The sequence below is a fragment of the Aeromicrobium sp. WCS2018Hpa-31 genome (assembly GCF_031843905.1).
GTDB lineage: Bacteria > Actinomycetota > Actinomycetes > Propionibacteriales > Nocardioidaceae > Aeromicrobium.
Genome location: NZ_JAVTJF010000014.1, coordinates 1 through 19,814, shown reverse-complemented (window position 1 = coordinate 19,814; position 19,814 = coordinate 1). Strand labels below are relative to the sequence as shown.

At 72.4% G+C, this 19,814-nt stretch carries 23 protein-coding genes; 10 read left to right on the top strand and 13 right to left on the bottom strand.

Features of this window, described 5'->3' with window-relative positions; genetic code table 11:
• The first annotated feature begins 62 nt into the window (after positions 1-62).
• The gene (locus tag RQG84_RS16905) at positions 63-1,193 is read left to right on the top strand and encodes a glycerophosphodiester phosphodiesterase (RefSeq protein ID WP_311210984.1); all 1,131 of its coding nucleotides are present in this window, start codon (positions 63-65) and stop codon (positions 1,191-1,193) included.
• A 78-nt stretch (positions 1,194-1,271) separates the two neighbouring features.
• Here RQG84_RS16905 and RQG84_RS16900 read toward each other — a convergent pair whose 3' ends face one another.
• The 3 genes from RQG84_RS16900 to RQG84_RS16890 form a co-directional block, all read right to left on the bottom strand.
• Positions 1,272-2,033 carry a class I SAM-dependent methyltransferase gene (locus RQG84_RS16900; RefSeq protein WP_311210983.1) on the bottom strand — a complete coding sequence of 254 codons (762 nt, stop codon included), beginning with the start codon at positions 2,031-2,033 and terminating at the stop codon, positions 1,272-1,274.
• 350 nt (positions 2,034-2,383) lie between these two features.
• Positions 2,384-3,187, bottom strand: coding sequence for a crotonase/enoyl-CoA hydratase family protein (locus RQG84_RS16895; RefSeq protein WP_311210982.1), 804 nt, complete (start codon positions 3,185-3,187; stop codon positions 2,384-2,386).
• A gap of 37 nt (positions 3,188-3,224) precedes the next feature.
• The gene (locus RQG84_RS16890; protein ID WP_311210981.1) at positions 3,225-4,205 is read right to left on the bottom strand and encodes a MerR family transcriptional regulator; all 981 of its coding nucleotides are present in this window, start codon (positions 4,203-4,205) and stop codon (positions 3,225-3,227) included.
• 183 nt (positions 4,206-4,388) lie between these two features.
• Here RQG84_RS16890 and RQG84_RS16885 point away from each other — a divergent pair, with 183 nt between their 5' ends.
• Positions 4,389-4,685, top strand: a complete 297-nt coding sequence (locus tag RQG84_RS16885; RefSeq protein ID WP_311210980.1) for a WhiB family transcriptional regulator — start codon at positions 4,389-4,391, stop codon at positions 4,683-4,685.
• Between the two features lie 31 nt (positions 4,686-4,716).
• A complete protein-coding gene (locus tag RQG84_RS16880; RefSeq protein WP_311210979.1) occupies positions 4,717-5,277 on the top strand; it encodes a DJ-1/PfpI/YhbO family deglycase/protease in 561 nt (186 codons plus the stop codon).
• An 85-nt stretch (positions 5,278-5,362) separates the two neighbouring features.
• Here the strand turns inward: RQG84_RS16880 and RQG84_RS16875 are convergent, their stop codons facing one another.
• From RQG84_RS16875 to RQG84_RS16865, 3 genes are all read right to left on the bottom strand, one after another.
• A complete protein-coding gene (locus RQG84_RS16875) occupies positions 5,363-5,674 on the bottom strand; it encodes a DUF4235 domain-containing protein (RefSeq protein WP_055966037.1) in 312 nt (103 codons plus the stop codon).
• Positions 5,675-5,792: 118 nt separating this feature from the next.
• Positions 5,793-5,960 carry a hypothetical protein gene (locus tag RQG84_RS16870; protein WP_156364910.1) on the bottom strand — a complete coding sequence of 56 codons (168 nt, stop codon included), beginning with the start codon at positions 5,958-5,960 and terminating at the stop codon, positions 5,793-5,795.
• A gap of 121 nt (positions 5,961-6,081) precedes the next feature.
• Complete coding sequence (locus RQG84_RS16865; protein ID WP_311210978.1) at positions 6,082-7,002, bottom strand: NADP-dependent oxidoreductase; 921 nt, start codon at positions 7,000-7,002, stop codon at positions 6,082-6,084.
• 85 nt (positions 7,003-7,087) lie between these two features.
• On the opposite strand from RQG84_RS16865, the gene RQG84_RS16860 reads away from it, so the two are divergent.
• The gene (locus RQG84_RS16860; protein WP_311210977.1) at positions 7,088-7,561 is read left to right on the top strand and encodes an NUDIX domain-containing protein; all 474 of its coding nucleotides are present in this window, start codon (positions 7,088-7,090) and stop codon (positions 7,559-7,561) included.
• A gap of 3 nt (positions 7,562-7,564) precedes the next feature.
• Here the strand turns inward: RQG84_RS16860 and RQG84_RS16855 are convergent, their stop codons facing one another.
• Positions 7,565-8,185 carry a LysE family translocator gene (locus RQG84_RS16855; RefSeq protein WP_311210976.1) on the bottom strand — a complete coding sequence of 207 codons (621 nt, stop codon included), beginning with the start codon at positions 8,183-8,185 and terminating at the stop codon, positions 7,565-7,567.
• A gap of 154 nt (positions 8,186-8,339) precedes the next feature.
• Here RQG84_RS16855 and RQG84_RS16850 point away from each other — a divergent pair, with 154 nt between their 5' ends.
• From RQG84_RS16850 to RQG84_RS16835, 4 genes are read left to right on the top strand one after another with little or no spacing between them, the layout of a single operon-like run.
• Positions 8,340-8,810: a DoxX family protein gene (locus RQG84_RS16850; RefSeq protein WP_311210975.1), complete on the top strand. Its 471-nt coding sequence runs from the start codon at positions 8,340-8,342 to the stop codon at positions 8,808-8,810.
• A gap of 25 nt (positions 8,811-8,835) precedes the next feature.
• Positions 8,836-9,492: a class I SAM-dependent methyltransferase gene (locus tag RQG84_RS16845; RefSeq protein WP_311210974.1), complete on the top strand. Its 657-nt coding sequence runs from the start codon at positions 8,836-8,838 to the stop codon at positions 9,490-9,492.
• Positions 9,489-9,881 (top strand): universal stress protein, encoded by a 393-nt coding sequence (locus tag RQG84_RS16840; RefSeq protein WP_055961890.1) that lies wholly within the window; start codon positions 9,489-9,491, stop codon positions 9,879-9,881. Before RQG84_RS16845 ends, RQG84_RS16840 begins: the two co-directional genes overlap by 4 nt.
• A gap of 12 nt (positions 9,882-9,893) precedes the next feature.
• Positions 9,894-10,202, top strand: coding sequence for a hypothetical protein (locus tag RQG84_RS16835; protein ID WP_311210973.1), 309 nt, complete (start codon positions 9,894-9,896; stop codon positions 10,200-10,202).
• Positions 10,203-10,235: 33 nt separating this feature from the next.
• Here RQG84_RS16835 and RQG84_RS16830 read toward each other — a convergent pair whose 3' ends face one another.
• Entirely contained in the window at positions 10,236-11,696 is a 1,461-nt protein-coding gene (locus RQG84_RS16830) for a carboxypeptidase regulatory-like domain-containing protein (RefSeq protein ID WP_311210972.1), read from the bottom strand.
• 99 nt (positions 11,697-11,795) lie between these two features.
• Between RQG84_RS16830 and RQG84_RS16825 the strand changes: the two genes are divergently transcribed.
• Together RQG84_RS16825 and RQG84_RS16820 are read left to right on the top strand one after the other, a co-directional pair.
• Complete coding sequence (locus RQG84_RS16825) at positions 11,796-13,976, top strand: adenylate/guanylate cyclase domain-containing protein (RefSeq protein WP_311210971.1); 2,181 nt, start codon at positions 11,796-11,798, stop codon at positions 13,974-13,976.
• On the top strand, positions 13,969-15,411 hold the full coding sequence (locus tag RQG84_RS16820) for a mechanosensitive ion channel family protein (protein WP_311210970.1): 1,443 nt from the start codon (positions 13,969-13,971) through the stop codon (positions 15,409-15,411). Before RQG84_RS16825 ends, RQG84_RS16820 begins: the two co-directional genes overlap by 8 nt.
• Positions 15,412-15,445: 34 nt before the next feature.
• Here the strand turns inward: RQG84_RS16820 and RQG84_RS16815 are convergent, their stop codons facing one another.
• The 5 genes from RQG84_RS16815 to RQG84_RS16795 are packed head-to-tail and all read right to left on the bottom strand — an operon-like array spanning position 15,446 to position 19,555.
• Positions 15,446-15,883 carry a hypothetical protein gene (locus RQG84_RS16815; RefSeq protein ID WP_311210969.1) on the bottom strand — a complete coding sequence of 146 codons (438 nt, stop codon included), beginning with the start codon at positions 15,881-15,883 and terminating at the stop codon, positions 15,446-15,448.
• On the bottom strand, positions 15,880-16,689 hold the full coding sequence (locus RQG84_RS16810; RefSeq protein WP_311210968.1) for an MFS transporter: 810 nt from the start codon (positions 16,687-16,689) through the stop codon (positions 15,880-15,882). The genes RQG84_RS16815 and RQG84_RS16810 overlap by 4 nt, the downstream gene beginning before the upstream one ends.
• A 30-nt stretch (positions 16,690-16,719) precedes the next feature.
• Positions 16,720-17,691 carry an ABC transporter substrate-binding protein gene (locus tag RQG84_RS16805; RefSeq protein ID WP_311210967.1) on the bottom strand — a complete coding sequence of 324 codons (972 nt, stop codon included), beginning with the start codon at positions 17,689-17,691 and terminating at the stop codon, positions 16,720-16,722.
• Complete coding sequence (locus RQG84_RS16800) at positions 17,688-18,485, bottom strand: ABC transporter ATP-binding protein (protein WP_311210966.1); 798 nt, start codon at positions 18,483-18,485, stop codon at positions 17,688-17,690. The genes RQG84_RS16805 and RQG84_RS16800 overlap by 4 nt, the downstream gene beginning before the upstream one ends.
• Positions 18,482-19,555, bottom strand: a complete 1,074-nt coding sequence (locus RQG84_RS16795) for an iron ABC transporter permease (protein ID WP_311210965.1) — start codon at positions 19,553-19,555, stop codon at positions 18,482-18,484. Before RQG84_RS16795 ends, RQG84_RS16800 begins: the two co-directional genes overlap by 4 nt.
• Positions 19,556-19,814 lie beyond the last annotated feature (259 nt).

Below are 19,814 nucleotides of genomic sequence, written 5' to 3'. Positions count from 1 at the left end.
CCGTCACGCGCCCGGCGGACGCACGTCGCCCGGCGTTCACCCGCAGCGGTTGCCCTGGAGTCATGAAGCTCCTCGCCATCGGCATCGCCGCAGCCGGCATCATCGCCACGCCGAGCGTGGCCGTCGCCGCACCCTCCGCTCCGGTCGTCGACAAGCCGACCACCACGCAGGGACCGAAGAAGCCCACCCGCAGCATCACGGTGTTCGCGCACCGCGGTGCCTCGGGCTACCGGCCCGAGCACACCCTCGCCGCCTACGAGCTGGCCATCCGTCAGGGCGCCGACGTCATCGAGCCCGACCTCGTCAGCACGAAGGACGGCGTGCTCGTGGCCCGCCACGAGAACGAGATCAGCGGCACCACCGACGTCGCCTCGCACCCGGAGTTCGCGGACCGGCGCACCACGAAGGTCATCGACGGCGTGGACGTGACCGGCTGGTTCACCGAGGACTTCACGCTGGCCGAGCTGAAGACGCTGCGCGCCATCGAGCGCCTGCCCCAGGTCCGTCCTGGCAACACGGTCTACGACGGCCGCTACGAGGTCCCCACGTTCGACGAGGTGATCGAGCTGGCCCGGCGCGAGAGCCGCGGACGCCGCACCATCTCGGTGGCGCCGGAGACCAAGCACCCCACGTACTTCCGGTCCATCGGCCTCGACCTGTCCAAGCCGCTCGTGCGGTCGCTGCGCCAGGCCGGGTGGGACCGCCGCAACGCGCCGGTCGTCATCCAGTCGTTCGAGACGTCGAACCTCCGCGAGCTGGCTCGCTGGACGAGGGTCCCCCTGGTGCAGCTCACGTCGGGGTCCGGCGCCCCGTACGACCTGGTCGCTCAGGGCAGGAGCACCACCTACGCGGACCTCCTGACGCCCGAGGGCCTGCGCGACGTGGCCCGCTACGCCCGGTGGATCGGCCCGGAGAAGAGCCAGGTCATCCCCCGCGACGCGTCCGGCGCCCACACCGAGGCGACGTCGCTCGTGGACGACGCGCACCGCGCCGGCCTCAAGGTGGCCGTCTACACGATCCGCGACGAGAACCGGTTCCTGCCGACGGACCTGCGCATCGGGTCCGACCCCAATGCCCGTGGCGACGTGGCCACCGAGCTGCGCCGCTACTTCGAGGCCGACGTGGACGGGGTCTTCGCCGACTACCCCGACACCGCGGTCGCGGCTCGCGCCGCCTGGGTCAAGCGCCGCTGACACCTCACCGAGACGCACCACGGGCCGGTCCTTCCGAGGAAGGACCGGCCCGTCGTCGTGCGCGTCGGGTGGTGCCGCTCAGCGGCGGCGCAGCTCCAGGAAGATGCTGGGGCCGAAGTCGTTGGCGGCGAGCCGCTCCTGCAGCGCCTTCTCGACCGACACGAGCAGCCGCGTGGGGAGAGCCTTCTTGAGCTTCTCGCTGCGCAGGTTCGAGACCGACAGCTTGCGCTCGAGACCGAGGCCGACGTCGGACAGCTGGGCGACCACGGTGTCGACGTTGTGGTTGACGAAGGCGATCGCATCGGGCTCGTCCGCCGTGGCCGTGCGGATGCTCACCGGCTCCTTCGGCAGCGGCGTGCCCTGCTTCTTGAACCGGCGCCGGTTCAGGAAGTGGCCGTAGTTCGCGACCTCGATCAGCGCCGTCGCGCCGGGCTTGAGCACGCGCGCGATCTCGCCGAACTCCGTCGACGGCTCGGGGATGTGGTGCATGACCCGCACCATCGTCAGCAGGTCGAGCGAGGCGTCGTCGAACTGCAGGTCGTCGGCCTGCATCTGCACCTGGGCGATGTCGGTGCCGGCGAGGACGCGCTCGGCGGCCTCCAGCTGGGTGCGGCTCGGCTCGGCCAGCGTCACGTGGTCGGCGTACTCGCGCAGCAGCAGGCAGAGCCGGCCGAAGCCGCCGCCCACGTCGGCCGCGCGACCGAAGTGCCGGCCGTCGAGCAGGCGTCGGATCGCGGCCTCCTCGGCAGCGTGCTCGTAGTCGCGGTTGTCCCAGTACGTCGTGTAGTCGTAGCCGCGGTCGTACTGGTCGGCGACCTTCTTGCGCTTCTCGTCCGTCACGCGCGTCAGCCTAACAACGGCAGCCAGCGGCCCGACCGGCGCCGACGCCACCCGCTGGTCGAGTAGCGCCGACGGCGAGCGCCAGCGAGCTCGTCGGCGCGTATCGAGACCACTCGGCAACGGCTCGGCGGTGCTGACGTGTGGTCAGCCGGGTCTGGACGCTCGCCGGATCTCGATCTCCGCCGCAGCTGTGCCCTGGTTGCGACGGCTCCACATGACTGAACCGTTCAGGCTCTGCGCGCGGGCATGGCTGAGTCTGGACGCTTGCTGGATCTCGATACAGCTGGACCGGCTCCGCCGGTGGACCACTCGATCTGACTGAACCGCTCGCTCGCTGCGCTCGCTCGGGTTCAGTCAAACGTGCGGGGGCCGAACTCGGGGGTCTCGCGCTTCATGCCGGCACGGCGAGCGATGGCCGTGTTGGGCGAGCGGAACATCCGCAGCTGGTAGACCCGCTCACGCCGGAACGCCGACCGCAGACCGCCGAGCCGCACACCGTTGAGCAGCTTCTTGGTCGCGGCGACCGAGTCGGGCGAGCGGGCGACGATCGCGTCGACCAGCTCGAGCGCCGGCTTCAGCGGGTCGTCGGCCACGCCGGACGCCAGGCCGATCTCGACCGCCTCCGACCCGCTCACGACCTCGCCCGTCATGGCGAGCCGCTTGGCGACGTCGGCGCCCACCAGCTCGACGAGGGGGACCGTGCCGCTCATGTCGGGCACCAGACCCCACTTGGCCTCCAGCACCGACCACTGCGCGTCGGGCGTCGTGAACCGGAAGTCGGCTGCGAGGGCCAGCTGGATCCCCGCCCCGAACACGTGGCCGCGCGTCACGGCGATGACCGGCACGGGGAGCTCCCGCCAGGCCCAGAGCGCCTGCTGGAACCCGTTCGTCGCCCGCCACGGAGGCGTGAGGAAGAACGCGGCGACCTTCTTCTTCTGCGGGCTGACCGTCGCGAAGTCGAGTCCGGCACAGAAGGAGCTGCCCTCGCCCTGGAGCACGACCGCGCGGACGTCGCGGTCGCGGCGCAGCTCGGCCGCGGCCTCGAGCAGCCCGTCGAGCACCTCGAAGTCGACCCCGTTGAGCTTCTCGGGCCGGTTGAGGCTCACGTAGGCGAGGTGGCCCTCGATGCGGGTGGTGACGGCGGCACTGGTCATGACCTCAGGTTACCCGCCGGTAGTGCCGGACCGACCGTCAGCGGACGCGGTCGAGGACCTGCCGGACCGCACCGTGGACGTCGGTGGGGATCTCGGGGGCCTCCAGGCCGAACCGGATGCTCATCTCGTCGGGCCAGGCGCCGGAGGCCCGGATGAACGAGCCGGACTGGCCGGCGTCGAGGTGACGACGGACGAGCGACGCGGACTCCGCGGGGGCGCCCCACGTGACCACGACGGAGGGCGACAGGTGCGTGGCGAGGTCGAGCACCTCGCGCAGGTCGACGTCGGGGCCGACGATCCGCAGGCCGATGTCGGCCTGGGCGAGCGCCGCCCCCCACGCGACGAACGGCAGCGCCTTCGCCTCGTCGACGAAGGTCGCGAGCAGCACCTGCGCCTTGACGCCGTTGCGACGCCGGGCGTCCTGGGTGCCACGGACGTCGTGCAGGTGCTCGAGCACGGCCTTCCGGGCGAGGGTCTGGGACTCCGCCGTGACCGCACCGCGGGACACCTCGTGGGTCAGCCGGCAGAGGGTCGGCGAGAGCACGTCACGCCAGACCTCCAGCACCGGGGTGCCGGCCAGCATGGCGAGCAGCAGGTCGTGGAGCCGCTGCTCGTCCGCCGCCGTGGCGGCAGCCAGCAGCGAGTCGAGCAGGTCGTCGGTCGCCAGGTCGGTCTCGCTGGGCGTCTCGCCCCGCAGGGCCGACGACAGGTCGTCGCGGTCGAGGTGGCGCGCCACGCGGGCCGCGTCCTGGGCGGAGACACCGCGGGCCACCATGCGTCGCACCAGCTCGACCCGACTGATGTCGCGCTCGGTGTAGCGACGGTGACCACCGTGGGTGCGATGGCTGGGACCGATCCCGTAGCGGCGCTCCCACGTGCGGAGCGTGGAGGCAGCGACGCCCAGACGCGACGACACGGCTCCGACGCCCCACGTGAGGTCGCCTCCGGCGTGAGCGACGTCGACCCACTCGCCGGCCGTCGGGCGCGGTTCGTCGGGACGTCCCGGCGAGTCCTTCACCACGTCACCTCCCGGCCGCATCGGGCCTTGCTGCCACTGTAGGCCTCTTGCGCAGGGTTGCCATTCGGGGAGCCACCTGGATAGGTTGTGAAGAAGTTGCGTTCGAGGTGGAGCACACCGCTTCGGGCCCATCGAGGTGAGACAGGTCGGAGCTTCCGACGTCCGCCGAGAGGGGGCACGATCATGGTCAGCATCAAAAGACTCCCCATGCCACTGCAGGAGACGTACGAGTGGCAGTACGACGGCCTCTGCCGCGACGTCGACCCGGAGGGGTTCTTCTCCCCCGAGGCCGAGCGCGGCACGCCGAAGGCCCGACGCGAGGAGGCGGCGAAGGCGCTCTGCGCCCGCTGCCCGGTCATCGAGCAGTGCCGTGAGCACGCGCTCGCCGTCCAGGAGCCGTACGGCGTCTGGGGCGGCCTGAGCGAGGCGGAGCGGCGCGAGATCCTCGAGCGCCGACCCCGCACCCACGACGTCGCCTGAGACGTCGACTCCCACGAACAGGAGGACAACCATGTCCGAAACCTCGTTGAACGGCAGGACCGTCGCCTTCCTCACCGCCCAGATCGGCGTGGAGAAGCCCGAGCTCGAGCAGCCCTGGCAGGCCGTCCTCGACGCCGGCGGAACACCGGTGCACGTGGCACCCGAGGCCGCGACGGTGCAGTCGATGGTCGGTGACGTCGACAAGGACGCCACCTTCGAGGCCACCGTGGCCGTGGCCGACGCCTCGGCGGCGGACTACGACGCGCTCGTGCTGCCCGGTGGAACCGTGAACGCCGACAAGGTCCGTGCCGACGCCGACTCCGTCGCGCTCGTGAAGGCGTTCGTCGACGCCGGCAAGCCGATCGCGGCGATCTGCCACGCGCCCTGGATCCTCGTCGAGGCCGGCGTGCTGCCGGGCAAGACGCTCACGTCCTTCCCGTCGCTGACCACCGACGTCCGCAACGCGGGCGGCACGTGGGAGGACGCGGAGGTCGTGCACTGCCCGGCGAACGGCTGGGACCTCGTCACCTCGCGCAACCCCGACGACCTGCCCGCGTTCGACGCGAAGCTCGTCGAGGTCTTCGCGGGCTGACGCCCCCGACGCCCACCCGGACAGCACCGAGGCGCCACCTGCTCCGTGGAGCGGGTGGCGCCTCGTCGTGCGGGTCGGTCGGGACTCAGGAGCCGGGCCACTCCCCGGTGACCTTCTCGAAGGTGCGCGCGCCCTGGCGGTCGATGACGGCCTTCACGGCGGCGTAGATCGCGCCCTGGAGCACGGCGGCGAGCATGATCTCCTTGAACGGGTACTCGCTCTGCAGCGGACCGGGGACGTCGCCGCTGGCGTCCGTCGAGGGGCTCACTCGCTTCCAGACCTGCTTGAAGATCATGCTGGCGAACAAGCCGCCGAGGATGGAGCTCACGAGCCCGACGGGCCGGTAGAGGACCTTGGCGGAGGTGCTGGGCTTCTTCTGCGGGGCACTGGACGGCATGGTCCCGACGGTAGCCACGGACGCTTCGATCCGCATCACGACGCCCGTCCCCCCGATGCGGACGGGCGTCGCGGACCGGACGCGTCGCCGCCCCCTGGAGGAGGGCGACGACGCGGCCTCAGGAACGACCGTGTCCGGAGAGCACGGTCGGCCGGCGACGGTGTCCCGCCGTCGCCGGATGGGTGAGGGCGGCCTCGAGCGCGGCCGTGGCGACGACGCGGCGCACCTGGCGTCGGCGTCGCTCGATCTCGGACCTGCGGTGAGCAGGTGCGGCGATGCGCTCCACGGTGTCTCCTCTCGTCGTCGCGTCCACTGTGTCGCGCCCGGTCGTGACGGCGCGAGGGTCGAGCGGCTCAGCCGACGTGGGCCTGCGGGCCCACCCGGCGCGCGGGAGGAGCCGAGCGGAGTCAGTCGGTGCTGACGCGCACGGCGAGCTTGCCGTGCACGTGACCCTCCTGGCTGCGGGCGAAGGCCGCGGGAAGCTCCTCGAGGGGGTAGGTGTCCTCCACCTCGATGCGCAGCGTGCCGTCGTCGACCAGCCCGACGAGCCGACCCAGGTCGTCGGCGTCGGGGCGCACCCACAACCAGGCGCCACCGGCACCGAGCACGGCGTCGTCGGCGATGGAGGCGTGACGGCCGTCCTCCTCGAGCAGCGCCGTGGTCTGGTCCACGACACCGCCGACGAGGTCGAGCACCACGGAGACGCCGTCGGGGGCGAGCCCGCGCACGGCCTCGACCAGGCCGTCGCCGTACTCGACCGGCTCGCCACCGAGGTCGCGGATGCGGTCGTGCTGGCTGCTGGACGCCGAGCCGATCACCCGGGCGCGGAAGGCCCGCGCGGCCAGCTGCACCGCGAACGAGCCGACGCCTCCGCCGGCGCCGTGCACGAGGACCGTGTCCTCCGGGCCGACCTCGAGCCGCTCGAGCGCCTGGAAGGCGGTGAGGCCGGCGAGCGGGAGCGACGCGGCCTCCTCCCACGACACGTCGACCGGCTTGCGGGCGGCGGCACGCACCGGGACCGTCGTGTACTCGGCGAAGGTCCCGCCGTGGACGTAGTCCTTGCGGTTGTAGGCCACGACCTCGTCGCCCACGGAGAACTCGGGCGTGTCGATGCCCACCTGGGCCACGACACCGGCGACGTCCCAGCCCGGGACCACGGGGAACCGGACGTCCATGAGGGCGTCGAGACCACCGCTCATGAGCTTCCAGTCGACGGGGTTCACGGAGGCCGCTCGCACCTCCACGAGCAGCTCACCCGGTCCGACCTTGGGGGTCGGCTGGTCGGTGAGCTCGAGGACGTCGTTGTCTCCGTACTGGGCATAGGTCATGGCACGCATGTCATGGTCAACGGACCACGGCGGCGGACCATTCCATCCGCGCCCCCGCCGGAGTCGTGCCGCCTACCCTCGTGCCATGAGCACCCCGGACTTCATCCTCGCCCTCCGCGAGAAGATCGGGACCGACCCGCTGTGGCTCCCCGGCGTCACGGCGGTGACCACGCGCGGCGACGAGGTCCTGCTCGTCCGCCGGGCCGACGACGGCACGTGGACACCGGTCACCGGCATCATCGACCCCGGCGAGGAGCCTGCCGACGCCGCGGTGCGGGAGACCCTCGAGGAGGCCGGCGTCGTGGCGGAGCCGGTGCGCGTCGCGCGCGTGGGGGTCACCGACGTCGTCGTCTACGCCAACGGCGACCGGACCCAGTACACGGACATCACCTTCGGCCTGCGGTGGGTCTCGGGCGAGCCGCATCCCGCCGACGACGAGAACACCGAGGCGCGCTGGTTCGACCTCGACGACCTGCCGGACATGACCGCCGACATGCGCGGTCGCGTGGCCGCCGCCCTCGAGGACGGTCCGACGACCTTCGGCTGGTCGGGCGCCTGAGCCTCAGGACTCGGCGGCCAGGGCGGTCGCGAAGCCGAGCATGACCACGCCCGTGCCGCCGTCGATGCCGCGCCGGAACCCCGGGCGGGCGATCCGTGACGCGGCGGCGGACGCCCCGTGCACGACCACGAGCAGCACCACGGCGCCCACCGCGACGAGGGTCAGCGCATAGGCAGCGAGCACGGCCACGCCCTGGTCGCGGCCCACGAACTGCGGCAGCACCGCAAGGTTGAAGGCGAGCACCTTGGGGTTCGTGATGTTGCAGACGAAGCCCTGGCGCACGGCGGTGCGACGCCGCACCTGGGCGCGACCCGAGCCGACGGCCCAGGCGCTCCCGTCGCGGCGCAGGGCCGAGCGCAGGGCCGTGACCCCGAGCCACGTGAGGTAGACGACCCCGGCCCACCGGATCGTGAGGAACACCGGCTCGGAGGCGGCGAGCACCGCACCCAGTCCCATGGCGGCGAGGAGTCCCTGGACCGCACCGGCGGCCGTGATGCCGACGGCCGTGTACATCCCGCGCCGACGTCCGCCCACGACGCTTGCGCGCAGGGTCAGGAACGTGTCGGGTCCCGGCGCGACGGCGAGCAGCGCCGCGAACGCCAGGAAGGAGAGGTACGTGGCCACGGGACGAGCGTAGGGCCCCGCGCCCGTGGTCGTGACCGCTTCCGCAGGGGCCAGCGCCGGCCTCGACGCGACCCGGCTCACACCGGTCCCCGGAACGGTCGGGGCGGGCCGTTCGTCCCACCTCTCGTACCGTCCACACGACCTCGGGGGTCCCATGTCCACGCAGTCCACATCGACCCGGGCCACGTCCGGCCTCGCTCGCACGCTCGACCACCACCGGCCCGCCGTCGCCCGCGACGCCGGCCTGCTCCTCGGGCGAGTGGTCGTCGGCGTCGTCTTCGTCGTGCACGGCTGGCAGAAGTGGTCGGCCGGCATCGGTGGCACGCAGGACGGGTTCGCTCAGATGGGCGTGCCGCTGGCCGACGTCACCGCCGTGCTCCTGGCCACGCTCGAGGTGGCGGGCGGCGTCCTGCTCGTCGCCGGCGCACTGACCACGGTCGTGGCACCGCTGCTCGGCGTGGCCATGCTGGGCGCGGCCTGGTTCGCCCACCGTGACGCGTTCCTCGTGGCCGACGGTGGTGCCGAGTTCGTGATCGTGCTGGCGGCCGCGGGCTTCCTGCTGGCGCTCGTCGGGCCTGGACGCTGGAGCGTCGACGCCCTGCTCGCGCGCCCCCGCCCCGCCTGACTCCCTCGGCGGCCTACGGTGGCCCATGGGCTGGTGGGACCGGCACGTGGTGCCACGGATCGTCGACCGCGCCTGCGGTGACGCGCAGCTCGACGACGTCCGCGTGCGGGTCGCCCGCGGGTTGAGCGGCCGTGTGCTCGAGATCGGCTTCGGCTCGGGCACCAGCTGTCGCTTCCTGCCCCCGGCGGTGGACGAGCTGCTGGCCGTCGAGCCCTCCGACGTGGCGTGGGAGCTGTCCTCCGGGCGGCGTGCCGACTGCTCGGCGGCGGTCCGGCGTGTGGGGCTCGACGGGTCCCGGGTCGACGTCGGGACCGGGTCGGTCGACGCGGTCCTGGTCGCGTTCACGCTCTGCACCGTCGACGACCCGGCCGCCGTGCTGGCCGAGGCTCGTCGCGTGCTGCGCCCGGACGGCGCCCTGCACCTGGTCGAGCACGGGCTCGCTCCCGACGCGGGCGTCGCGCGCTGGCAACGTCGGCTCGACGGCGTGCAGCAGCGGTTGTTCGGGGGCTGCCACCTGACGCGCGACCCCGTCGAGGCACTCGCGCAGGCCGGGTTCGCGACGAACCAGCTCGACCAGGGCTACCTCCCGGTCCCGTCGGTGGGACGCCCGTGGGCTTTCGTCACGACCGGCGTGGCCACGGCGACTACGGTGGGGGACGTCGACGACGAGGAGATGACATGAGCACGATCGTGGCGGGATACGTCCCGACCCCCGAGGGCGAGGCCGCGCTGGCGTGGGCCCTGGCCCAGGCCAAGAGGGACGGCTCGCGGGTGGTCGTGGTGGCCACGCCCGGCGCCGACACCGACGAGGCGATCTCCGAGGAGCAGCAGATCGACGCGCTCGAGTCGCGCCTGGCCGAGGACGGCGTGACCGGTGAGGTCGTGCACTTCCGCGGCGCCGGCGGGGCCGCCGACTCGATCCTCGACCACGCGAAGGCCGATGACGTCTCGCTCGTGGTCATCGGTCAGCGTCGCCGCTCCCCCGTGGGCAAGCTGGTGCTCGGCAGCACGTCCCAGCGCATCCTGCTCGAGGCCGACGCGCCGGTCGTGGCGGTCAAGGTCCCGCACTGAGACGACGCGGCCGTGGGTGACGGACCGGTGGAGGACGACCACTTCTTCGTGGTCAAGGGCCGGCGGTGGCGCCGGACCGACCCCTGCCTGCCCGACGACGTGGTCGAGGCGCTCACGTCGCACCTCGGCCGCGGACGTTCAGGAGTCCGCGTGGCGAAGAAGGACGGCGACGACGAGGCCGTGGCCGCCGCGCGTCACCGCGTCGGGCTCGCGAAGCACGGCCTCGGCGAACGCGGCCCGCGCTGGTGGGAGGACGATCCCGACGCCCGTCGCGCCCGGGCCCGCGAGGCGCTGGAGCAGCTCGACGCACTCGACGACTGACGCGGCGGCCCGTCGCTCGCGAGCGACGGGGGGTCAGGCCCGTCCGCGCCGACGCGCCATCGCGAGTCCCGATAGCACCGCGCTGACGCCACCGAGGATCAGGGCCAACGCAGGACCCCCGGCGTCGGGCAGTCCTGGCGACGTCGGTGCCCCGTCGGCCACGGGACCTCCGCCGGCACCGGCGTCGACCTCGCCCTCGTCGGACCCGACCGGCGGTTCGACGGGCGGGTCGATCTCGCGCTCGAGGGTGAAGTCGACCGCACGGTCCTCGCCGTCGTCGGTCACCGTCACGGTGACCGTCTCGTCGCCGACGACGGTGTAGCCGTCCGGCGGGGCGATCGCGATCGACGCCTCACCCGGCGGGAGCTCGACCGGGCCGTAGACCCCGTCGTCGTCCGTCGTGGCCACGCTCGTCGTGCCGTCGGGCGACTCGACCGTCAGGGCGACCTCGGGCAGGGGTGATCCGTCCGTCTCGGTGACCTGACCCCCGACCGAGCCCGTGACGACCTCGAGGTCGACGTCGACGACCGCGTCGGTGCTCGACAGGTCGACCGACCGGGTGGGCGGCCCGACCACGCTGCAGCCGTCGGGTGCGTCCACCTCGACCGACCAGTCGTCGTAGGTGGCGAGGTCGTCGACCGACCAGGTTCCGTCGGCGGCCGTCGTGGTGGACGCGACCACGTCGCCGCCACCGTCACGCAGCGTCACGGACAGGTCGGCAGCGCTGCACTCCGGCGTCGCGGTCACGGTGCCCGACGCATCGCGAGAGAGGGCGGAGAACCAGGTCTGGTACGTCGGGGACCCGATGCGCCAGGTGGCTCGAACGGTCAGTGAGCGCAAGGGGACGGACGGCTCGAACCACGCTGCGGCGCCGTCGGTGTCGCTCCACCCGGGGACCGGGGCGCCGTCGGAGTCCACCTCGGGTCCGGCGAGCCGTCCGGCGGTCGCGTCCCAGAGCGGCTCCGGCTGCGCCTTGGCCGCACTGCACCCCGACGGCCTCGGCGATCCCTGGCAGTAGTTGAAGCCGGACCGGAAGCCCAGGTCCGCCAGGTCGACGGGCTCACCGTCGACACCCTCGGCGGCGACGTCGAGGTACTCCGCGTCGACGTCGCCCAGCGTGAAGGCCCATCCACCCGCGGGCGTCGGGTGCTCGAACGTGTAGGTGCTGACCGAGGGAGAAGCAGCGCTGTTGCCGGCGGGTCGCAGGCTCAGGTACTGCTGCCCCTGGCTCGATCCGTAGGTCCCGCCCGGGCCCGTGAACGCTCCCAGCCACCTGGTCGCACCCGACTCGGGTCCGGCCGGTCCGGCCGTCGTCGACGTCAGGGCCGCGTCGGGGAAGCCGCCGACGTCGGGCACCGCGATGGTGGCGGTCTTGGCGTCGTTGTCCCAGTCCTGGACCTGCGCCCAGTGACCGCGTGTGTCTGCCGCTGCGGGACCCGCGGTGCACAGCAGCACAACCAGGGCAGACAGACCCACGACGAACGACTGTCGCATCCCGGCTCCCAAGAAAAAGAAAAACCACCGAAGGACTCCCGAGCGGGCTCCTGGCACTTCTAGGATAAGCATGCCACTTTTCATTTGGAAGGTCTTCCCATGACTGCCGATGCCGGCACGCCCCTCCCCGCGACGACCTCGGCGGACGCGAGCCCCCGACCCCCCCGATGGCGGGGCGTCGGCAGCATCCAGACGAAGCTCCTGGTCATGCTGCTGCTGTCCAGCATCATCGCTGCCGCAGTCGTCGGCTTCTTCGGCTATCGGTCAGGGACCGAGGCGCTGCGCGAGACGTCCTTCGCGCGGCTCACCGACCTCCGTGAGCAGCGCACCACGGCCGTGCGGGACTACGTCGCCAGCGAGCGTGCTGCCGCCATCCTCAACAGCCAAGGGATCTCGATCGATGCGCTCGCGGCGTTCGACGAGGGCTACGACGAGCTGCGTGGGACGACCGTCTCCGACGACGACCGAGCGGCACTGCAGACCTACTACACCGACGTGTTCGTCCCGAAGCTCCAAGAGGCTAGCGACGGCGAGCTCCAGGCCGAGTCGTTCGTCCCGACGTCGCCGGCACGGTCCTACCTGCAGGCGAACTACACCGCCGCGTCGGAGGACTTCGACGAGAAGCTGGCGATCACCGACCCCGGCGACGGGAGCGAGTGGACCGAGGCCCACCGCCGCTACCACCCGTTCTACCGAGAGGTCGTGGAACGAACCGGTGCCGAGGACATCTTCCTCATCAACCTCGAGGGCGACATCGTCTACTCCGCCTACAAGGGCGTCGACCTCGGCAGCAACATCAAGCGCGGCGAGTTCCGCGGCGGAGGGCTGGAGAAGGTGTTCGACGAAGCCGTGCGGTCGAACTCGCGCGACTTCGTGGCCGTCGCCGACCTCGAGCTCTACCAGCCGTCCTACAACGAACCGACCGGCTTCCTTGCGTCCCCGATCGCCGACGGGTCCGAGATCGTCGGCGTCTACGTCAGCCAGATCCCCATCACGCGCCTGAACGGCATCATGACCGGTGACCAGCGCAACGATGTCGTCGCCGGTCTCGGGCGGACCGGTGAGACCTACCTCGCCGGGCCCGACAACCTGATGCGGACGAACTCGCGCGAGCTGATCGAAGACCCCGAGGAGTACGCCGAGCACGCGGTCGAGCGAGGGACGCCGGAGCAGACCGTCGAGCGGATCATCGCAGCCGGCAGCAGCGTGATGCGCCAGCCGATCAAGTCCGAGGCGCAGAACCGCGCCGCCAACGGCGAGACCGGCACGATGGTCACGACCGACTACCTCGGGCACGAGGTCCTGGACTCGTACGGGCCGGCGGACGTCGGAGGCCTCAACTGGACCGTCATCGCCAAGATGAACACCGAGGAGGCGTTCGCGCCGGTCCAGGACTTCGCGCGCAACATGCTCCTTGCCACGGCGGTGGTCGTCCTGCTCATCGCCGCGGCATCCGTGCTGATGGCCCGGGTGTTCACCGCACCCCTGCAACGCCTGCTGGGAGGGGTGCGGGCGGTGGCCGCCGGCGACCTCGGCGCACGGGTGGATGCCGGCTCGCGGGACGAGTTCGGCGACCTCGGCGCCGCCTTCAACGACATGAGCGCCAGCCTCCGGTCCAAGCAGGACCTCCTCGAGGCCCAGCAGCAGGAGAACGAGGCACTGCTGCGCACGATGATGCCGGAGTCGGTGATGACCCGGTACCGCGGCGGAGAGACCGGGATCGCCGACGAGCACCAAGACGTGACCGTCGTCCTGGCCGACGTCGAGGGCTTCGACGACTTCGCCGCCTCCAAGACGACGGACGAGGCGCTGACGCTCCTCGAGGGGCTGTCGCGCAGCGTCTCGGAGGTAGCCCGCAGCACGGGTGTGGAGAAGGTGCGCGCTTCGGGGACCAGCTTCGTCATGAGCAGCGGCCTGGTCGTGCAGCGCGTGGACCACGTTCGCCGCGCGGCCGACTTCGCCGTCGGCGTCGCCCAAGCCGTGGACCGGTTCAACACCCAGAACGGTGCGGCCCTGACCCTGCGGTCGGGCATCGACACCGGCGCTGTCCGCAGCGGGCTCCTCGGCCAAGACGGAGTGGTCTACAACCTGTGGGGCGAGGCGGTGAACCTGGCCTACCGCCTGCGGTCGGTGGCCGGGGAGCCCGGCGTGTACGTCTCGGACGACGTCAAGGAGCAGCTCGTCGGCGCCTACATGGTCCAGCAGGCCGGCACGCTCGCCTCGGGCGGGACGGAGTCGCCGGTCTGGCGGCTGGTCACCGAGGACGGCGGCCATGACTGACCTGACGTCCCAGCCGTGGTTCGGCTGGTCGCTCGCCCTCATCGTCGTCCTGCCCGCGCTGGTCATCGTCTTCGCCGAGGTGCACCTGCGGCTCCAGCGCAGCGGCAGCCCGCTGGCCGGTCCGGTCAACCGGCTCCGCCTCGTCCTGCTGCCCCTGACCGGACTGCTCGTCCTGCTCACGCAGGCGTCCGGGCTCTCGAACGACAACGACGGCGTTCGGATCGTCGCGACCGTCGTGGGCGTCACGGCCGTGGCGACCGCGCTCGGCGGGCTCAACGCCGTGCTGTTCGGCAACGCGGTCGAAGGCACGTGGCGCGACCGCCTGCCAAGCATCTTCGTCGACCTGGCCCGGCTCGTCCTCATCGTCGCAGGTGCGGCGATCGTCGCGTCCTTCGTGTGGGGCCTGGACGTCGGCGGTCTCTTCGCGGCCCTCGGCGTCGGGTCGATCGTCATCGGCCTCGCTCTTCAGAACGCGGTGGGCAGCGTCGTCTCAGGCCTGCTGCTGCTGTTCGAGCAGCCGTTCACCATCGGCGACACCCTCGACGTCGGCGGAGTCACGGGCAAGGTCGTGGAGATGAACTGGCGATCCACCCACGTGGACGTCGGCTCCGGCATCCAGATCATCCCGAACGCCACCATCGCGGGGGCCTCCTTCACCAACCTGAGCCGACCCACGGTGGCGCACGACCTCTCCGTCGACGTCTCCCTGGCGACGACCGACCAGCCGCACCAGGTGGTCGCGACGCTGACCGACGTCGCGACCAGCCTGCCGCTGCTGAGGGCCGACGCCGTCCCGACCGTGCGCAACGACGGAGGAGGCAGCTACGCCGTCACCCTCCCCCTCCGCACGGCCACGGACGCCGGACGCGCCAAGCACTTGTTCCTGACCTGGCTCTGGTACGCCTCGCGACGCGACGAGATCAGCCTCGACGGCGCGACGTTCGTCCAGCGCCCCCGCGAGGACGTGGTCGCGGCCCTGGAGGCGGTCTCGAGCACCCTGGACCTGCAGCCCGAGGAGGTGCAGGCCCTCGCCGATGCGTGCGAGATCGAGACGTACGGTCCCGGCGAGCGCATCGAGTGGGAGGGTCGCGCGCCGCGGCGCATGTCGTTCATCGTCTCCGGCGCCGTCCGCGTCTCGGCCGCCGCGCTCGACGGGGCGCGCCTCACGATCACCGACCTCGACGCCGGAGAGATCGTCGGCATCACCGGACTCACGCGCGAGCCCGCGCTGGCCTCGAGCGAGGCGACCAGCGTCGTGGAGGTGCTCCAGGTGCCGCTGGACCTCGTCGATCGCATCGTCGGGAGCAAGCCGCGGGTGGCGCGCCGCCTGGCCAACCATGTCGAGACCCGACGCACGCAGATCCGCACGGCGTTCGAGACCGTCAACGACGACGACGCACTGTCGGCGCCCCTGGTGCCGGCTCGCCCGAGCTGACCTCCCGGTGCATTCGGCGCCGCTGCGGCGCCGGTCAGTCCGGGCCCGAGGTCGGCTGTGCCGTTGCATCCGGCGCCTCGGTGGACACCGAGACCCCGACGAGTCCCGACACGACGGCGTAGACCACCGCCGCGGCGCACACGACCGCCACGCCGACGAGCGCCGTGGTCGTGTCGGCACGCTCGGCCAGTGCACCGGCGGCGAGGGCGCCGAACGGCGTCCCACCCCAGGCGAGCATCCGGGCCGACGTGTTGACCCTCGCCTGGAGCCGGTCGGGGGTCAGCTGCTGCCGCGTGGAGATGCCGTTGAGCACCACGAGCGTGGTGGCCAGGCCCCACACCAGGAGCGCCGCGAACGCGAACGGGACCCCCGGCGCGACCGCCAGGACGAGGACCGCGGGCAGCCCAAGGACGAGCGCGCCGACCGTCACGACACCCAGGCGCACCGCCCGCAGGAGACGCGGAAGGGTCACGGCCGCGAGGAACCCCCCGGCGGCCACGGCGGTGAGCAGCAGCCCCGGCACGTCGCCGTCGGCGCTGGCGTGAGCTCCTCGACGGCCAGCACCACCACGAGCCCGGTGACCCCGCCGGCAGCCACGGAGTTCAGCGTGCCGGCGAGCGTGAGGGGCCGGATGACAGGGTGCCGCAGCACGAAGGCGAGCCCCTCGACCATGTCGGCCCACAGCCGTGTGGGGGGACCGTCACGGCGGGCGGGGCCGGTCGGCACCCCGATGGCAGCGAGCAGCGCCGCGGCCAGCAGGCACGCGGCCACGTCGAGCGCCAGCGCCGTGGTCGCCCCCCATCCGGCGACCACCAGGCCCGCCACCGCGGGACCACCGATCCCCACGAGGGTCGTGGCGGTCCACAGGGCGCTGTTGGCCTCCACGATCCTCTCCCGACCGACGATCGCCGGGAGGGCACCGAACGCGGCGGCGTCGAACCACACGAAGGCGGTCGGCACCACGGTCGCCACCACGAGGATGTGGCCCACCGACACGTCACCGCCGACGAGCACCAGGCTCGCCAGTGCCGCAGCGCTCACCACCTCGCCGCCGACCATCAACAGACGGCGCGACACCCGGTCGGCGACGGCACCGGCCACCAGCCCGAGGACGAGGTAGGGCAGGACCTGCAGCGCGGCGATCGCCGAGGTCAGGAGCGGGGAGCCCGAGCGCTGGTAGGTCAGGACCGGCAGCGCCACGGCGGTGATGGTGGCCCCGGCCACCGCCAGGACTCGCGCCGCCCAGAAGAGGGCGTAGTCGCGCCCGAGCTCCTTCATCGACCCCGCCCCACGGCCCCACCCCACCACTCAGCCGTGCAACGCCTCGGCGACGATGCGGGCCCCGGTGATGGCCGACAGCGTCCCGGGCTGGACGTAGGTGTTGTCGACGGCGACCAGCGTGCCGCTCTTCACTGCGGGCGTGTCGGCGAGGGTCCGCTCGAGGTAGGCGCGGGTCTGCTTCTCGTGCTTCGCGTCGTTGACGGCGAAGACGAAGGCGTCGGGCTGCAGGTCGACCACGACCTCGGGGTTGACCTCGGCGGCGAAGAAGTCGTCGAAGCGCGAGTCCCCGGCGAAGAGGTTCTCACCACCGCCGAGCCGGAGGACGTCGATCTCGACGGCGCCGCCGATCGCGTAGAGCTTGCCGCCCTCGACGTAGACCTGGACGGCCCGGACCGGGTCGTCGTCCCCCACGATCTGCTCCACCTCGGCGAGGTCCGCCTTCGCCTCGGCCACGAGGGCGTCGGCCCGGTCGGTGACGTCGAAGACCCGTCCGAGGTTCTCGATGTCGGTGAACGTGTCGCTGACGGCGCCCTCGGAGCGACGGTCGATGCAGCCCGCCGTGGCGACGTAGGACGGCGCTCCGGCCTTCTCCAGGTCGTCGTAGCCGGCGAAGCCCTGGTCGCCCGAGAACTCGTACTCCGTGCCGCTGATGACGAAGTCCGGGCTCTGGGCCAGCAGGTCCTCGCGCGTCGGGGGGACGTCGGCGCTGATGGACGTGATGGCCTCGACCTCGTCCTCCAGCTCCGGCGACGGCTCGCCCAAGGCGTCCTGCGCCTGCGCGACGACGCGGTCGCCGAGGCCCAGCTGGACCATGAGCTCGGTCAGGCTCGGGTGCATGCTGACGACTCGCTCCGGGACGCCGTCGACGGTCACGTCGCGGCCGCAGCTCGTCACGTTCACCGAGGCGTCATCGGCGTCGGACGCCTCCGACGTGCTCACGGACCCGCATCCGGCGGTGACGGCCGCCGTGGCGACGAGCAGAAAGATGGTGCGCTTCATGGTGCCTCCTGGGCAGTGGGGGAACGGTGGTCCCGCGGGGCGAGCGCCACGAGCGGGCGGCCGGTGCGGGGGTGGGTCAGCAGGTCGCACGCGACCCGGTAGGTGGCCTCGACGCGCTCGGGCGTGAGGACCTGGGCCGGGGTGCCGAGGGCCACCAGGCGTCCGCCGTCGAGCAGTGCGAGACGGTCGCAGTGCGCGGCGGCGAGGGTGAGGTCGTGCAGGGCGACCACGCACGTCACGCCCAGCCGCCCGACCGTGCGCAGCAGGTCCAGCTGGTGGGTCACGTCGAGGTGATTCGTGGGCTCGTCCAGCAACAGCACCCGGGGGTCCTGGCACAGCGCCCTCGCGAGGAGCACACGTTGACGCTCACCGCCGGACAACGTCGGGAACGCACGGTGCGCGAGATGCGCCGCGTCGGTCCGCTCCAGCGCCTCCGACGCCCGACGGAGGTCGTCACGGGCCGAGCGGCGTGATGCGGCGTGCGGGATGCGACCCAGCAGCACGACGTCGAGCACGGACAGCTCGACGTCGTGCGCGTGGTCCTGGGTCAGCACGGCGCACCGGCGCGCGACCTCGCGGCGACGAGTGCGGCCGACGTCGAGGCCGTCGAGGTGCACGGTTCCCCGGCTCGGCCGCTGCGTGCCGTACATCGTCCGCAGCAACGTCGACTTGCCGCACCCGTTGGGTCCGAGCAGCCCGAGCACCTCACCGGGACGGACCTCGAGGTCGATGCCGTCGAGCGCGAGGGTGTCGGCCAGGCGGACCGACAGGTCGTCCACCACCACCGCGCTCATCGCTCTGCTCCCACGGGGCGGGTGCGCAGGAGCCACAGGAAGAAGGGGGCGCCGACGAGTGCGGTGACCACGCCCAGCGGGATCTCGCGCGGCGACGCGGCCGTCCGGGCCACGGTGTCGACCACGACCACCAGCAGGGCACCGGCGAGCGCTGCGAACGGCAGGAGGGAACGGTGCCCGGCGCCGACCAGCAGCCGGCAGACGTGGGGCACGACCATGCCGACGAAGCCGATGCCACCGGCGACGGCGACGACCGCTCCGGTCATCGCGGCGGTGACGACGAGAACCTCGACCCGCAGCCGCGTCATGTCGACGCCGAGCGAGGCGGCGGTCTCGTCGCCCGTCATCGCCGCGTCGAGGTGGCTCGCCCTGCGCAGGGCGTAGACCACACCGAGCACGAGTGCCGCGGCCGGCAGCGCGAGCATCTCCCAGGAGGCCGAGCTGATGCTGCCGAGCAGGAAGAACAGCAGCCCGGGCAGCCGACCGTGGTCGGCAGTGGCGGTGATCCACCCGGTGACCGCGCTGAAGAGGTAGGAGAGCGCGACCCCGGCCAGCACGAGGCGGAGCGACTCGATCCGGCCTCCCCGGGACGCGAGGACGTAGACGACGACACCCGCCACGGCCGCACCGGCGAAGGCCGACCCGGAGACGAACAGACCGGGCACGCTGGCGCCGAGCGCGAGCGCCCCGACCGCACCGAGAGCCGCCCCCGAGGAGGCGCCCAGCACGTAGGGATCGGCCAGCGGGTTGCGGATGATCGCCTGCAGCAGGGCACCCACCACGGCCAACGACGCGCCGACGAGCACGGCCATCAGCACGCGCGGCAGCCGGAACGTCCAGACGATCTGGTCCTGCGCTGCCGTCCAGTCGGCCACGTGCTCCCCGGGCAGCACGTGGGCCAGGACGATCTGCGCCACGGTCAGCGGAGGCACGCCCACCGGGCCGGTGCCGATGCTCAGCAGCAGCACCACCACGAGTGCGGCCGCAGTCGTGGCCAGCGCCAGCCGCCCCCGCCGTCGGCGGGAGGCCTGTGCCGCAGCCGCCGTGCTCGGGGGCGCCAGAGTCGTCATGCCGCGAATGATACTCATTCTCATCTGCAAGTCGATTCGGACTCACCCACGCTCCCGCAGCCGGAGCCGTCCGCGCCGTCGCTGCCGAGGTGCAGGCTTCCTCCTGATGCGACGACACGCCCGCAGGGGCCGCGGGGTTGGCAGCGTCGGCCCTGGAAACGACAAGAGCCGGGCCGACGAGGTCTCCCTCGCCGCCCGGCTCATGGTCCAGGCGGGGTTCCTCTGCTTTCGGTGCGCGAGGGGGGGGGGGGGGGGGGGG